This is a genomic window from Frankiales bacterium (genome assembly GCA_016125335.1).
Taxonomy (GTDB): Bacteria; Actinomycetota; Actinomycetes; order S36-B12; family CAIYMF01; genus Longivirga.
In genome coordinates this window covers 78,130-92,001 of the sequence record WGLY01000017.1, presented here as the reverse complement: position 1 = coordinate 92,001, position 13,872 = coordinate 78,130, and the positions used below count along the sequence as shown (strand labels likewise).

Annotated in this window: 8 protein-coding genes; 2 read left to right on the top strand and 6 right to left on the bottom strand. The window is 74.4% G+C overall.

Annotation, left to right across the window (positions count from 1 at the left end; genetic code table 11):
- Window positions 1-57 precede the first annotated feature (57 nt).
- From GC157_10275 to hrpA, 4 genes are all read right to left on the bottom strand, one after another.
- Entirely contained in the window at window positions 58-291 is a 234-nt protein-coding gene (locus tag GC157_10275) for a hypothetical protein (protein MBI1377852.1), read from the bottom strand.
- Window positions 292-317: 26 nt separating this feature from the next.
- Window positions 318-3,473 (bottom strand): hypothetical protein, encoded by a 3,156-nt coding sequence (locus GC157_10270; protein ID MBI1377851.1) that lies wholly within the window; start codon window positions 3,471-3,473, stop codon window positions 318-320.
- 101 nt (window positions 3,474-3,574) lie between these two features.
- Complete coding sequence (locus GC157_10265; protein ID MBI1377850.1) at window positions 3,575-4,270, bottom strand: hypothetical protein; 696 nt, start codon at window positions 4,268-4,270, stop codon at window positions 3,575-3,577.
- Between the two features lie 103 nt (window positions 4,271-4,373).
- Window positions 4,374-8,318, bottom strand: a complete 3,945-nt coding sequence (gene hrpA, locus GC157_10260; GenBank protein MBI1377849.1) for an ATP-dependent RNA helicase HrpA — start codon at window positions 8,316-8,318, stop codon at window positions 4,374-4,376.
- A 107-nt stretch (window positions 8,319-8,425) separates the two neighbouring features.
- Between hrpA and GC157_10255 the strand changes: the two genes are divergently transcribed.
- The gene (locus GC157_10255; GenBank protein MBI1377848.1) at window positions 8,426-8,827 is read left to right on the top strand and encodes a hypothetical protein; all 402 of its coding nucleotides are present in this window, start codon (window positions 8,426-8,428) and stop codon (window positions 8,825-8,827) included.
- Between the two features lie 21 nt (window positions 8,828-8,848).
- On the opposite strand, the gene GC157_10250 is transcribed toward GC157_10255, so the two are convergent.
- Both GC157_10250 and GC157_10245 read right to left on the bottom strand, forming a co-directional pair.
- On the bottom strand, window positions 8,849-9,517 hold the full coding sequence (locus GC157_10250; protein ID MBI1377847.1) for a 1-acyl-sn-glycerol-3-phosphate acyltransferase: 669 nt from the start codon (window positions 9,515-9,517) through the stop codon (window positions 8,849-8,851).
- An 85-nt stretch (window positions 9,518-9,602) separates the two neighbouring features.
- Window positions 9,603-11,651: an NAD(P)-binding protein gene (locus tag GC157_10245; GenBank protein MBI1377846.1), complete on the bottom strand. Its 2,049-nt coding sequence runs from the start codon at window positions 11,649-11,651 to the stop codon at window positions 9,603-9,605.
- A gap of 530 nt (window positions 11,652-12,181) precedes the next feature.
- On the opposite strand from GC157_10245, the gene GC157_10240 reads away from it, so the two are divergent.
- The gene (locus tag GC157_10240; GenBank protein ID MBI1377845.1) at window positions 12,182-13,816 is read left to right on the top strand and encodes an amidohydrolase family protein; all 1,635 of its coding nucleotides are present in this window, start codon (window positions 12,182-12,184) and stop codon (window positions 13,814-13,816) included.
- Window positions 13,817-13,872: the final 56 nt, after the last annotated feature.

Here is a 13,872-nt window from a genome sequence, read left to right as displayed (position 1 = left end):
CGGGGCGGCCCGAGCCTCAGCGCCTGCCCCGTCGTGCCCGGGCGTCCGGGCCGGTCATCACCGCCACGACGACCAGAGCCGCAGCAGGCTGTCGAGCGGCGAGAGCCCCTCCGCGCGCCCCTCGCGCACGGCGGTCAGCACCGCGCTACCCGCGAGCAGCACGACCGCAGCGGCACCCGCGGCCCAGGCGAGGCGAGCCAGCGCGGACGACCCCGTCGTCCAGGCCGCCGCGGCGAGCAGCACGACGCCGAGGACGACCAGCAGCGGTCCGGACCACCCCGCCGGCCGCACGGCCCCGCTCCCCCGCGATGCGTGCGTCAGGGACGGATCGCGATGCCGTCGATGACGACGGGGCGACCGGAGCTCAGCACCTTCACCACCACCGGCTTGCTGTGCGTCGGTCCCACGCGGATGTCGATCTGCTGCTTGTAGCGCGTCGTCGTCGAGGCGAGGCTCGTCGTGCGCACCAGCCGGCCGCCGACGTAGACCCCGATCGTGCCTCCGCCGCGCAGCTTCTCGGCCAGCACGATGACGTGCGTGCCCCAGGCTGCGCGCAGCGTGAGGTAGGCGCCCTTGGTCCTCGAGACGGTGAGGGTCCGTGCGTACGACGACGCCGAGGTCACGGACACCCAGGAGCCGTGACGCCGCAGGCCGCGGTCGTCGGTGGGCACCGTGACGCACCGGGTGGCCGAGCTGCTCGGGCCGCTCGGCTGCACCGTGGTGGTGACCGCCACACAGGTCTTGCCGCCGCCGGAGACGAGCGGCACGCGGATGATCCCGTTGGAGGGAGCCGCGTACGACGACGACCACGCCCCGAACGGCAGCCCGGGCGCGGCCTTGCGGACGCGGTAGGTGGTCGTCGGGTGCAGGTCGTTCGGCGTGACCACGAGGTTGGTCGTGCCGAGCGCGACCGTCGGCGGCGTCGACAGGTTGAGCAGCGGGGCGCAGCCGTAGATCTTCACGTCGTCGACGAACCAGCCGTAGTCGCCGACGGTCCGGTTGGTCAGGATGCGGAAGCGGAACTTCACCGTCTTGCCCGCCAGGCTGGTGAGCACCGCCCGCGAGGCGACGTAGCCCTGGCTGTGCCGGGTGAACGCCGCGGCCCCGTGCAGCGGGTTGTCGCTCGCCAGCTTGCTGGAGGCGGCGCCGCCGGTGTTGAAGCCGTAGCCGTTGTCACCCGCGCCGGCCATGAGCGGCCCGGCGTCCTTCCACGACCGGCCGCCGTCGGTGGAGTACTCCACCCGGCCGCCGTCGTGGTTGCCGAGCGCCGTCCCGCTCGTCTGGAAGCCGAAGGCGTGCTCGAAGCGCAGGTAGCTGGCGCCCGGCGGCAGCTTCACCCCGCGCGTCATGGCCATCTGCGCGTCGTAGGTGGTGCGCTGGTAGGTGTTCTGCCAGAGCCCGCTGGAGAGGTCGGGGTCGTCGCCCCACAGGTTGTCCGTGCCGCTGGTGGCGTACACCTGCGGGGCGGCGTAGGGGTTGAGCGGGTCGCTGCCGTAGTACCACAGCGGCGCGACCACGAGCGGCCCGACGACGCCCTGGTAGTACTTCATGCCGTTGCCGGTGGCCGTCCAGCGGCCGCTGTTGGGGTTCTCCATGGAGTCGGAGAACACCGTGTTGGTCACCGTTCCCGCCGGGCACACCGAGGCGTCGTGGTTCCCGACCGCCGCCGGCTCCTGGTCCATCTGCGTCGCGAGCAGCGCCGCGTTCACCTGGTCGCAGTCGCCCGCGGCGAGGGGCGTGGTGGCCGACGACGAGCCCACCAGCGCGGAGCACGAGGCGCGCAGCGCGGTGGCGAACGCGCGGTAGTCGGCGCCGCTGGTGAGCAGCTTGCTGGCGCCGTAGACCACCTCGGCCGCCTTCTCGATCCCGATGCCGGTCACGGCCTGGCCGGTGAAGGTCACCGACCCCGCCGAGGGGTCGCGGCCGATGAGGTAGCCGAACTTGTTGCCCACACCGCTGTTGACGTGTACCCCACCCGAGTCGAAGTTCGGCCCGTACGTGTTTGTCTCGACGTCCCACAAGGGGTCACCCATCCGCTCGGGCTGGGCCCCTTGGTCGGACAGGTGCGGCGCGGCCATGTTGCGGAAGCCGGACGGGTAGCCGGGGATGTCCTCCCCGATGAGCCAGTCGACCGACGGCCCGTCGGTGCCGTGCCGGGCGTACTTGTCGGCGTCCCACTGGTCGATGTACTCGCCGAAGATGTCCGAGAGCGACTCGTTGATCGCGCCCGACTGGAAGAAGTAGTACAGGTTGTTGTTGTACTGCGTCACCCCGTGGGTGAGCTCGTGCGCCACCACGTCGTCGGCGTTGGCGAAGCCCGAGCCGTAGTACATCTGGGTGCCGTCCCAGAACGCGTTCGGGTAGTTGGGGCAGGGGTCCGAGGAGACGTTGTCGCAGTAGCGCACGGTCGACCGGATCGGCAGCCCCGCGCCGTCGATGGAGTCGCGGCCGAGCACCTGCGAGTAGAAGTCGTAGGTGACCCCGGCGTAGTCGTAGGCGACGTTGATGTCGTCGTCGGGCGAGCCGACGACTGCCTCACTCTCCGAGCGGACCGGTGTGGTGCAGTCCGGCGGGTTGTCGGACCGGATGTTGCCCTGGTCGCACACCCGGCGGTCGAGGGCCTTCTCGGTCTGGTCGACGTCGAGGGTGACGACGCCGTGCAGCGCGTCGACGAGCACGAGGTGCTTGAGGCTCGGGTCGGTGGGGCTGGTGACGTCGAGCTTCCACACGAGGCTCGAGCGCTGCAGGCCCGGCGCACCGAAGATGCGCGGGTCGTACACGGTGAGCTCCGGCGTGGACGCCACCAGTGCACCGGTGTGCGCCGACAGGCGCACCGAGGCCAGCGCGCGGCTGGTCGCGAGCGACGCGGGCACCGCGGCCCTCGTGGCGGCCGGCGTCTGCGTGAGCGTCTCGCTGGCCACCGAGCGGGTGTTGCCGTCCTGGTCGAGGTCGACCACGACCTCGCCGCCCATCACGGGCACCCCGGCCACGGTCTGCTGGAGCCGCACCACGTGCCCGGCGGCCACACCGGGGTGCACCGACTCGGTGCGGAACGTCGCGCCCTGCGCGTGCAGCGCGCCCGCGTACTCGCGCACGACGGCCGCGGCGATCCCGGCCGGGGACGCCGACGACGACACGCCGCTCGGGCGGGCCAGCGGGCGGCCGGGCACGGTGCGCAGGCTGCGCGCGGACCCGTGCGGGTCGTCGGTGCCGAGGATGTAGGTGTGCCCGGGCCGCGAGGGCGTCGAGGACGGCACCGCGCCCACCGGGGTGCCCGTCGCCGCGAGGGTGCCCGCCGTCAGGGCGGTGACCGACAGCGCGGCCGTCCAGGTCCGTGCTCGCACGTGGGGCTCCTCGGTCGTCCCGGTCGGTGAGATCGGGGCGGTGCCCGGGCACGCCGTCACTCCTGTGTCCGGCACAGGGTAGGCGAGCCCGCGGGGCCGGCGCGCCCCCCGGCCCGCGTGTCCGACCACGAGTCATCCGAACGAGTCAGCCCAGGTGAGGGGTGCCCACCCCCAGGTGCGGGGTCGCGGCCCGGTACGGACGGCCGCCGGGCACGAGGGACCTGTCGCGCTCAGCCCGCGGCGGAGGGAGCCAGGTGGCGCACCACGGCCAGCCCGAGCGCCACCGACTGGCCGATGAGCAGGGCGAACAACGCGGTGCCCACCCCGACGGTGCCGCCGAGCAGCCACCCGGCCACGAGCACCGTCACCTCGATGGCCAGCCGCACCCGCCCCACCGGGTGGCCGGTGCGCCGGTGCAGCCCCGTCATCCAGCCGTCGCGCGGACCCGGCCCGTGCCCCGCCGTGAGGTAGAAGCCGCTGCCGAGCCCGATCGAGGCGATGCCCAGCAGCACCAGCGCGAGCCGCGCCGCCAGTGCGCTCGGCGCCGGTACGAGGTCGTACATCACCTGGATCGCCACGGAGATCACGACGATGTTCAGCACGGTGCCCAGGCCGGGCCGCTGGCGCAGCGGGATCCAGAGCAGCAGCACCGCGAGCCCGACGAGCAGCGTGGTGGTGCCGATGGGCAGCCCCGTGCGCAGGCTCACGCCCTGGGCCAGGACCGTCCAGGGCGTGGCGCCGAGGTCGGCGGTGAGCAGCAGCGCCTCCCCGGTGCCGAACAGCCACAGCCCCACGAGCAGCGACACCAGCGAGCCGGGCGTGGGCCGCCAGACGGCGGACGCCGTCCAGCGCGTCTGCGGGATCGTCCGCGAGCCGCGCAGCAGCGCGCGCGCCCGCGCGAGCCCTGAGGGCTCGGGGGCCGGCACGGCGGCGGGGGCGGCGTCCACGCCCGCACTCTGGCACCGTCCGGACCGGACGCGCCGCAGCGTTCCGTCACGTGGACGCCGGGCGACGGGGTGGGACGGCGGCTCAGCCGGCCAGCAGCGCGTCGAGCGAGCGACGGATGCGCTTCTCGCTCACGGGGTGCCGCGTGCCGAGGTTCTGCGCGAACAGGTTCACGCGCAGCTCCTCGATCATCCAGCGCACCGCGCGCGCGTCGTCGGTGTCGCGCTCGGCCGGTGCGAGGGCCTCGAGCGTGGCCTCCCAGTCCGCGGTGACCGCGTCGATCTCGGCCTGGCGGACGGCGTCGCGGGCGGTGTCCTGCGGCGCGGTGTCGAGCCGGCGCAGCACCGCCCGCAGGTAGCGCTGGAGGTCGGCCAGCCGGTCCGTCCCGGCCAGCGCGAGGAAGCCGTCGGGCAGCAGCGCGTCGAGCTGCGCGGTGACGTCGTACTTCATCGCCATCAGCTTCGGCGAGGTCACCGCCGCCAGGCGCATGCGCGCCTCGGTGGCCAGCTCGAGCGACGCGGCGGCCGAGCGCACGACGCGCAGCAGGTCGTCGCCCGCGCGGTCGCGCAGGCCTTCGAGCACGGCGTCGTAGGCGGCGCGGTCCCAGGGCAGCCCCCCGGCCCGGCGCACCGCGTCGTCGAGCACCGCGTCGTAGGCGTCGTCTACCAGCGCGGGCACCGAGCCGTGCGGGGTGTGGCCCAGCGCGAGCTTCTCGCGCGTGGTGAGGACGCCGACGACGTACTTGCGCGGCGGCGGCACGGCCAGGCGCAGCAAGCGCCGCACGCCGGCCCGCATGGCGACCGCCTGCTCCGCCGGCGTGACGAGCACGCGCAGGTCGACGTGGTCGCCGCGGTCGACGAGCGCGGGGTGGCCCACCACGACGTGCTCGCCCACCTGCTGCTCCACCACGCGGCGCACGCCGTCGGCCGGGAAGTCGGTGAGGCCGGGCTGCTCCGCCCACCGGGCCACGTGCGACACGGCCTCCTCCACCACGGGGGCGAGGCGCGCCTGGAGGTCCTCGACGTCCTTGCCGCGGCCGAGCTCCGCACCCTCGTCGTCGACCACGCGCACGGTCACCCTCAGGTGCTCCGGCAGCGACGACGGCGACCACGCGTCGTAGGGCACCACCACGCCGGTGAGCCGGGTCAGCGCGCGGCCCAGGGACTCCAGCAGCCCGCCCTGGGCCGGGTCGAGCTCGGGCAGCACGCGGCGGGCGGTGTCGGGCACGGGCACGAACGAGGTGCGCAGTCCCTTGGGCAGGCCGCGGATGAGCGCCGTCACCACCTCCTCGCGCCGCCCCGGCACCTGCCAGAGGAGGTCGTCGTCGTGCAGGCGCGGGAGCAGCGCGACCGGGACGTCGACCGTGACGCCGTCGGCCCGGCTGCCGGGCTCGAACGCGTAGGACAGCGGCAGGTCGGCGTCGAAGGAGCCGAACGACCACACGCGGGGGAACTCGGAGTCGACGTCGTCCGAGCCGTCGCGCAGCAGCAGCTCGCGCGGGTAGGTGAGCAGCTGCGGGTCGTCCCGCCGCGCCGTCTTCCACCAGCGGTCGAACGAGCGCACGTCGGTGACGTCGCGAGGCACCCGGGCGTCGAAGAAGTCCACGAGCGTCTCGTCGTCGGCGAGCAGGTCGCGCCGGCGCACCCGGTCCTCGAGGTCGGCGACCTCCCCGACGAGCCGCGCGTTGTCGCGCACGAACGCGTGGTGGCTGCGCCACTCGCCGCCGACGAGGGCGTGCCGGATGAACAGGTCGCGGCACAGCGCCGGGTCGATCCGCGAGAACTGCACCTGCCGCGCGGCCACCAGCGGCACGCCGAGCAGCGTCACGCGCTCATCGGCGACCACGGCGCCGCGCTTCTGCGACCACCGCGGCTCGGAGTACGTGCGCTGCACCAGGTCGCCCGCGACCTTCTCGACGTCGAGCGGGTCGACCCGCGCCACGATGCGGCCGAACAGCCGCGAGGTCTCCACGAGCTCCGCCGCCACCGCGAACGCCGGTGGACGTCGCGACAGCGCGGAGCTCGGGTGCACCGACCAGCGCGCGCCGCGCGCCCCGAGGTAGTCGCGGCGCGCGGTGTCGTAGGAGCCCACGTGGGAGAGAAGCCCCGCGAGCAGCGAGCGGTGCACCGCGGCCGGGTCCGCGGCGGACTCCCCGGGCCGGCGCGACGACACCGGGATGCCGAGGTCCTTGCAGGCCTGACGCAGCTGGGAGTGCACGTCCTGCCACTCGCGGACCCGCAGGTAGTGCAGGTACTCGTCCTTGCACCGGCGGCGGAACGCGTTGCCGGACAGCGCGCGCTGCTGCTCGCGCAGGTAGCGCCACAGGCCGAGGAACGCGAGGAAGTCGCTGCTCGGGTCGACGAAGCGGGCGTGCTGCTGGTCGGCCTGCGCCTGCTTGTCCGAGGGGCGCTCGCGCGGGTCCTGGATCGAGAGCGCGGAGGCGATCACGAGCACCTCGTCGACGACGCCCTGCTTCTCCGCCTCGAGCACCATGCGACCGAGCCGAGGGTCGAGCGGCAGCCGCGAGAGCCGGCGTCCCACCTCGGTGAGCTTCAGCTCGCGCCCGGGGTCGAGCGCGCCGAGCTCGCGCAGCAGGTCGACGCCGTCCTTCACCTGCCGCGCGTCCGGTGGCTCCACGAACGGGAAGCGCGCCACGTCGCCGAGCCCGAGCGCGGTCATCTGGAGGATGACCGAGGCCAGGTTGGTGCGCAGGATCTCGGGCTCGGTGAACTCCGGCCGCGCCTCGAACGAGTCCTCGGAGTAGAGCCGGATGGCGATGCCCGGCGCGACGCGGCCGCAGCGCCCCGCCCGCTGGTCGGCCGACGCCCGCGACACCGCCTCGATCGGCAGTCGCTGCACCTTGAGCCGCGCGGAGTACCGCGAGATGCGCGCGGTGCCGGGATCGACGACGTAGCGGATGCCCGGCACGGTGAGCGAGGTCTCGGCGACGTTCGTGGCGAGCACCACCCGCCGGCCGCTGTGCGGCTCGAACACGCGGTGCTGCTCCTGCGCGGACAGCCGCGCGTAGAGCGGGAGGATCTCGGTGTCGCGAAGCCCGAGGCCGCGCAGCGCGTCGGCGGTGTCGCGGATCTCCCGCTCGCCGGAGAGGAACACCAGGACGTCGCCGGGCCCCTCGTGCTGCAGCGACGCGACGGCGTCGCAGATCGCCTGCACCTGGTCGCGGTCGTCGGCGTCCTCGCCGTAGGGCTCGTAGCGGACCTCCACCGGGTAGGTGCGGCCGGACACCTCGACCACGGGGGCGGGCACGCCGGACGCGTCGGCGAAGTGCGCCGCGAAGCGCTCGGTGTCGATGGTGGCCGACGTCACGACCACCTTGAGGTCCGGGCGCCGGGGCAGGATCTCCTTGAGGTAGCCGAGGAGGAAGTCGATCGTGAGGCTGCGCTCGTGCGCCTCGTCGATCACGATCGTGTCGTAGCGCTCGAGCAGGCGGTCGTCCTGGATCTCCGCGAGCAGGATCCCGTCGGTCATCACCTTGACCAGCGTGCGGTCGCTCGAGTGGTCGGTGAAGCGCACCTGGTAGCCGACGGCCTCCCCCACCTCCACCCCGAGCTCCTCCGCCACGCGGTCGGCCACGGACCGCGCCGCGATCCGGCGGGGCTGGGTGTGCCCGATCTGGCCGGTGATGCCGCGCCCGAGCTCGAGCAGGATCTTCGGCAGCTGCGTGGTCTTGCCGCTGCCCGTCTCGCCCGCGACGACCACGACCTGGTGGTCGCGCACGGCCGCCGCGATGTCGTCGCGCCGCTCGCTCACCGGCAGGTCCGGGTAGCGGATCTCGGGCACCGACGCCCGGCGCGCCGCCACGCGCGCCTCGGCGGCCGCGACGTCGACACCGATGCGGGCCAGCGTCGCGTCGCGCTTCGCCGTGTCGCGGATCCCGCGCGTGCCGTCGAGCCGTCGCGCGAGCCGCCGGCGGTCGCGCAGCATCACGTCGTCGAGCCGCGCGCGCAGCTCGGCCGGGGACGGAGGGGACGCCGTCGGCTCGGAGGCGGGCGGCGCGGCGTCGGACATGGCCCGCCCAGGATAGGTGCGCCGGCCGCAGGCGCCCCCGGCGTTACCTGCGGCACATCCCGCACCCCCGGCTCCGGCCGCCGCGACGCGTGGGAGAGCATGCCCGGGTGGACATCGACTGGGTCGGCAGCATCCGCCTGTTCCTGCACATCGTCTCGGCGACCATCTGGGTCGGCGGCCAGCTCGTGCTCGCGGGGCTCGTCCCCGTGCTGCGCGCCCGCGACCCCGAGCTGCCCCGCCTCGCGGCGCGCGCGTTCAACCGCATCGCGTGGCCGGCGTACGGCGTGCTGCTCGTCACGGGCGCGTGGAACGTCGCGGCCGAGCAGGCGAACGCGACCTCGACCTGGAACGCGGTGCTCGGGCTGAAGGTGCTGCTCGTGCTGCTCTCCGGCGTCGCCGCCTGGCTGCACACCCGGGCCACCACCACGGCCGGCCTCGCGGTGTGGGGCGCCCTCTCGGGCCTGTCGGCGGTCGCCGCCGTCTACGTGGGCGTCCTGCTCGCGGGCTGAGCGCGCGTCGGCTCCCGGGCGTCAGGCCTCGGCCGAGCGCTCGTTGTAGACGCCGGCGGCCTCCTGGCCGGACAGCGCCTGGATCGCCGCCATCACCTCGTCGGTGGCCCGGCGCCGCGCGCGTCCCGGCGGCTCGCCCTCGAACCGGCCGGCGAAGTCGATCGGCTCGCCGAAGCGCACGGTGACGCGCACGAACCGGGGAACGCGTGTGCCGATCGGCTGGAGCCGGTCGGTGCCCACCAGCCCGACCGGCACCACCGGTGCACCCGACGTGAGCGCCAGGTGCGCGACGCCGGTGCGGCCGCGGTAGAGCCGGCCGTCGCGCGAGCGCGACCCCTCCGGGTAGATGCCGAACGCGAGCCCGCGACGCAGCACGTCCAGCGCGACGTCGAGCGAGCCGAGCGCCGACTGCGTGTCGTCGCGGTCGACCGGCACCATCCCGATGCCCTCGAACCACGCGCGCACGAGCGCGCCCTTCACGCCGGTGCCGGTGAAGTAGTCCTGCTTGGCGAGGAACGCCACGCGCCGCGGCACCACGAACGGGATCACGACGCTGTCGACGAACGACAGGTGGTTGCTGGCGACGATGACCGGGCCGGTCGCGGGGATGTTGTCGAGGCCCTCCACGTGCGGGCGCCACAGCAGCTTCGCGACAGGGGGCACCGTGGCGTGCACCGCCTCGTAGAGCATCGGCGTCCTCCGTTCCCGGAGCCGCCAGCCTCCCAGGTGCGGGCCGCCGGGCACGCACCGGGTGGCGCGTGTCGCGCACGACCGCTCAGACGCCCGGCCGCTCGCGCAGCCAGGGCGAGGGCGCCATGGGGTCGTCGCGCTCGAGCTCGCGTGCCAGCCGGTGCCCGTCGAACACGGCCTCGCTCGGCATGCGCGGCGCCACCGCGTCGCCGATGGCGTGCACCGCACGGATGCCGGCCGCGGCGAGCGCCTCCGGATCGGCCAGCAGCGCGGAGTACAACTCGTCGTCGCTGCGCTGCTGCGTGACGAGCACCACCCCCGCGGCATCCAGCGACCACGGGTCGCCCAGCGTGGTGCGGCCCGTCGCGCCGGTCGAGGTCACCTCGTGCAGCACCGCGCCGGTGACGGCCGTGATGCCGATGTCGTGCAGATGGCGGCGCAGCATGTCGCCCTCGAGCGTGTCGTCCGACACCGGCGAGACGCGGTCGAACGGCGTCACCACCACCACCTCGCGCCCCTCCGTCGCGAGCAGCTCGGCGATCCCGACGCCGACGTAGTAGCCGTCGGCGTCGTAGACCACCACGCGGCCCGGCGCGGGCCGCTCGCCGGCCATGACGCGCTCGGGGGTCAGCGCCGCTGCCGCGCCGAGCACCGGCGGGCCGTGGTGCGCCTGCGTGCCGTCGTCGCACCACGACGAGCCGGTCGCCACCACCACGGTGTCGGCGCCGTAGTCGAGGACGTCGGCCACCGACAGCCTCCGGCCGAGCACCACCTGCACCTGCGGCAGCTTCGAGAGGCCCACCACGCGGTGGTCGATCACGCGGCCCCAGTCGCCCAGGGTGGGCAGGCGCCGGGTCCAGCGCAGCTTGCCCCCGAGCTCCGGGCCGGCCTCCACCAGGTGGACGGCGGCGAAGCCGCGGCGCCCCAGCACCAGGGCGCACTCCATGCCGGCCGGGCCGCCGCCCACCACGAGCACGGCGCGGTCCGGGTCCGCGGGCGGATCGAACGACTCGGGGTGCCAGCCGCGGCGGTACTCCTCCCCCGCCGTCGCGTTCTGGAGGCAGCCGATCTGGCCGAACGTCTCCTCGCGCAGGATGCAGACGTTGGCGCCGGTGCACTCGCGGATCTCGTCGAGGCGGCCCTCGCGGATCTTCGCCGGCAGGAACGGGTCCGCGATCGCGGGTCGCGCCGCGCCGATGAGGTCGAGCTCCCCGCTGCGCACCAGGGACGCCATGAGGTCGGGGTCGGTGTAGCGCCCCACGCCCACGATCGGCTTGGACGTCGCCTCCCGCACGCGCGAGGTCCACGGCCGCTCGTGGCCCTGCGGGTGGTAGCGCGACGTGCCGGAGTTCTCCGGCCAGCTGCCCGTGGTGACGTCCACGAGGTCGACCAGCGGGTCGATCGAGCGGACGAACTCGAGCATCTCGTCCACCTGGATGCCGGGCCAGCCCTCGCGCCCGTGCAGCATGAGCCGCACCGCCACGGCGCAGTCGTCGCCCACCGCGTCGCGCACGGACTCGAGCACCTCGCGCCAGAACCGCCCGCGGTTCTCCAGGCTGCCGCCGTAGGCGTCATTGCGCAGGTTGGTGTCGGGTGAGAGCAGCTGCGTCATGAGGTAGCCGTGGGCGCCGTAGACGTACACGATGTCGAACCCGACGTCGCGCGCCCGCACGGCGGCGGTGACGAAGTCGCGGCGGATGCGCGCGAGGTCGTCGGCCGTGGCCGTCTTCGCCAGGCTCGACCACATCGGCAGCGACCGCGACTGCGTGGGCGCGACGCGGACGTTGCGCGACTCGCCGTTCTTCGACTCCGCACCGCCGTGGTAGAGCTCGATGCCGGCGAGGGAGCCGTGCGCGTGGATCGCCTCGACCACGACGCCGAGGCGCCGCACGTCGTCGGCGTCCCACGCGTCGGAGGCGAACGTGGGGGTGTCGTCGGCGTCGAGGGACACCGGTGCGTAGTCGACGTTGACGCCGCCCCAGCCGCCCTCCGCCTTCACCCCGCGGAAGGCCGCGTGCGTGCGCGGCCGGTGCGAGCCGAAGCCGGACGCGTGCGGCACCTGGTAGAAGCGGTTGGGCAGGGTCTTGGGGCCGATGCGCACCGGCTCGAAGAGGATCGCGTGCCGGGGGTCCATCGCTCACGTCCCGAGGGAGATGCTGACCGGTCGGTCAGCAGGTCTAGCACACGCCGGGCGCCGCGCCCCGGGCACGACCCGCCCCGGAACGGGACGAGGGGCCCCGCGTGAGCGGGACCCCTCGAAGAGTGGGGCACCGGCCCGCGTTCGCGGGCCAGGTGCGGTGGGACTCAGTCGTCCCAAGGACCGAAGTCGTCCATGGCCTTACCTGCTTTCCTTTGCCGGTCCCGATCGGGCGGGGTGCGGAGCACCGCCGCGCCTGCTCGGAACCGTGGGTTCCCGTGGGGAGAGTCACCGTCACGGGGGTCGGTGCGGGCCGCGCTGGGTTTCAGCGTTCTGCTGATCCCATCGGTTGCGCTAGGGCCGAACTTGACACCGACGCTGAGCGCAACGGTACAGCAGCGGCGTCGTATTCCCGAATCCTGGGTGAACACGCGGTGGCGCCCCGCGGCGGGAGGCCGGCCCCGGGCGCGTGATATCACCGGGTGACCCGGTGCGGCGCGCACCGGCGGGCGGGAGGGCACGAGCCGATGACCGAGCACGCCGACCTGGTGATCCACGGCGCCGTCTACCGCGGCGACGCCGTGCGCGGCTGGTCGCGCTCGATCGCGCTGCGCGGCGACCGCGTGGTGGCCCTCGGCACGCCCGACCGCACGGCGCCGCTGGTCGGGCCGGGCACGCGCGTGGTCGACGCGGGCGAGGGCATCGTGGTGCCCGGCTTCCAGGACTCCCACATCCACGCGCCGTTCGCCGGCCGCAACCGGCTGCACCTCTGGCTCAACGACCTGCCCGGCCGGGAGGCGTACCTCGAGGCGCTGCGCGCGTACGCCGAGGCGCACCCGGAGCGCCCGTGGATCGTCGGCGGCGGCTGGGCCATGGAGCACTTCCCCGGCGGCACCCCGGACCGCGCCGACCTCGACGCCGTCGTCCCGGACCGGCCGGTGTTCCTCTACAACCGCGACGTGCACGGCGCCTGGGTCAACTCCCGCGCGCTCGAGCTCGGCGGCATCGACGCCGCGACGCCCGATCCCGACGACGGCCGCATCGAGCGCGACGCCGACGGCGCGCCCACGGGGATGCTGCACGAGGGTGCGGCGTACTCCTTCGAGCAGCGGTTCGTGCCGGCCCCGGACCTCGACGAGTGGCGCGCGGCCATCCTCGAGTCGCAGCGCTACCTGCACTCGCTCGGCATCACCGGCTGGCAGGACGCGTGGGTGACGCCGCAGACGCTGGACGCCTACGTCTCGCTCGCCCGCGAGGACGCGCTGACCGCGCGGGTGGTCGGCGCCCTGTGGTGGGACCGCCACCGCGGGCTCGAGCAGGTGGACGACCTGCTCGAGCAGCGCGAGCGCGGCGGCGTCGGGCGCTTCTCCCCCACGACCGTGAAGGTGATGCTCGACGGCGTCCTGGAGAACTACACCGGGGCGCTGCGCGAGCCCTACTGCGACGGCTGCGGCGGCACCACGGAGAACCACGGCCTGTCCTTCGTCGACCACGACGCCCTCGTCGAGACGGTGACCACGCTGACCGGCCACGGCTTCCAGGTGCACATGCACGCGATCGGCGACCGCGCGGTGCGCGACGCGCTCGACGCCGTGGAGGCCGCCCGCGCGGTGCACGGCCCGCACGACCTGCGCCACCACGTGGCGCACATCCAGGTGGTGCAGCCCGAGGACGTGCCGCGGTTCCGCGCGCTCGACGTGGTCGCCAACTGCCAGACGTTCTGGGCGCAGAACGAGCCGCAGATGACCGAGCTGACGGTGCCGTTCCTGGGCCAGGAGCGCGTGGACCTCATGTACCCCTTCGGCGACCTCGCCCGGGCCGGCACCGTGCTCGCGATGGGGTCGGACTGGGCCGTCACCACGGCCGACCCGCTCGCCCAGATGGAGGTCGCCGTCACGCGCGTCGGCCCCGAGCACCGCGACCTCGAGCCCTTCCTGCCCGCGCAGCGGCTGTCCGTGGCCGACGCGCTCGCCGGGTTCACCAGCGGCTCGGCGTACGTCAACCACGACGAGCACGACGCCGGCAGCCTCGAGGTGGGCAAGCGGGCCGACGTCGTCGTGCTCGACCGCGACATCCTCGACCCGCGCACCGGGCCGATCGGCGACGCGCGGGTGCGCCTGACCGTCAGCAACGGCCGCGTCGTCCACGACGAGCTCGGCTGACCTCTCCGCTCCGCCATCGACCGGATTCCGGACCGGACGCCGCGGCCCGGGTCCCG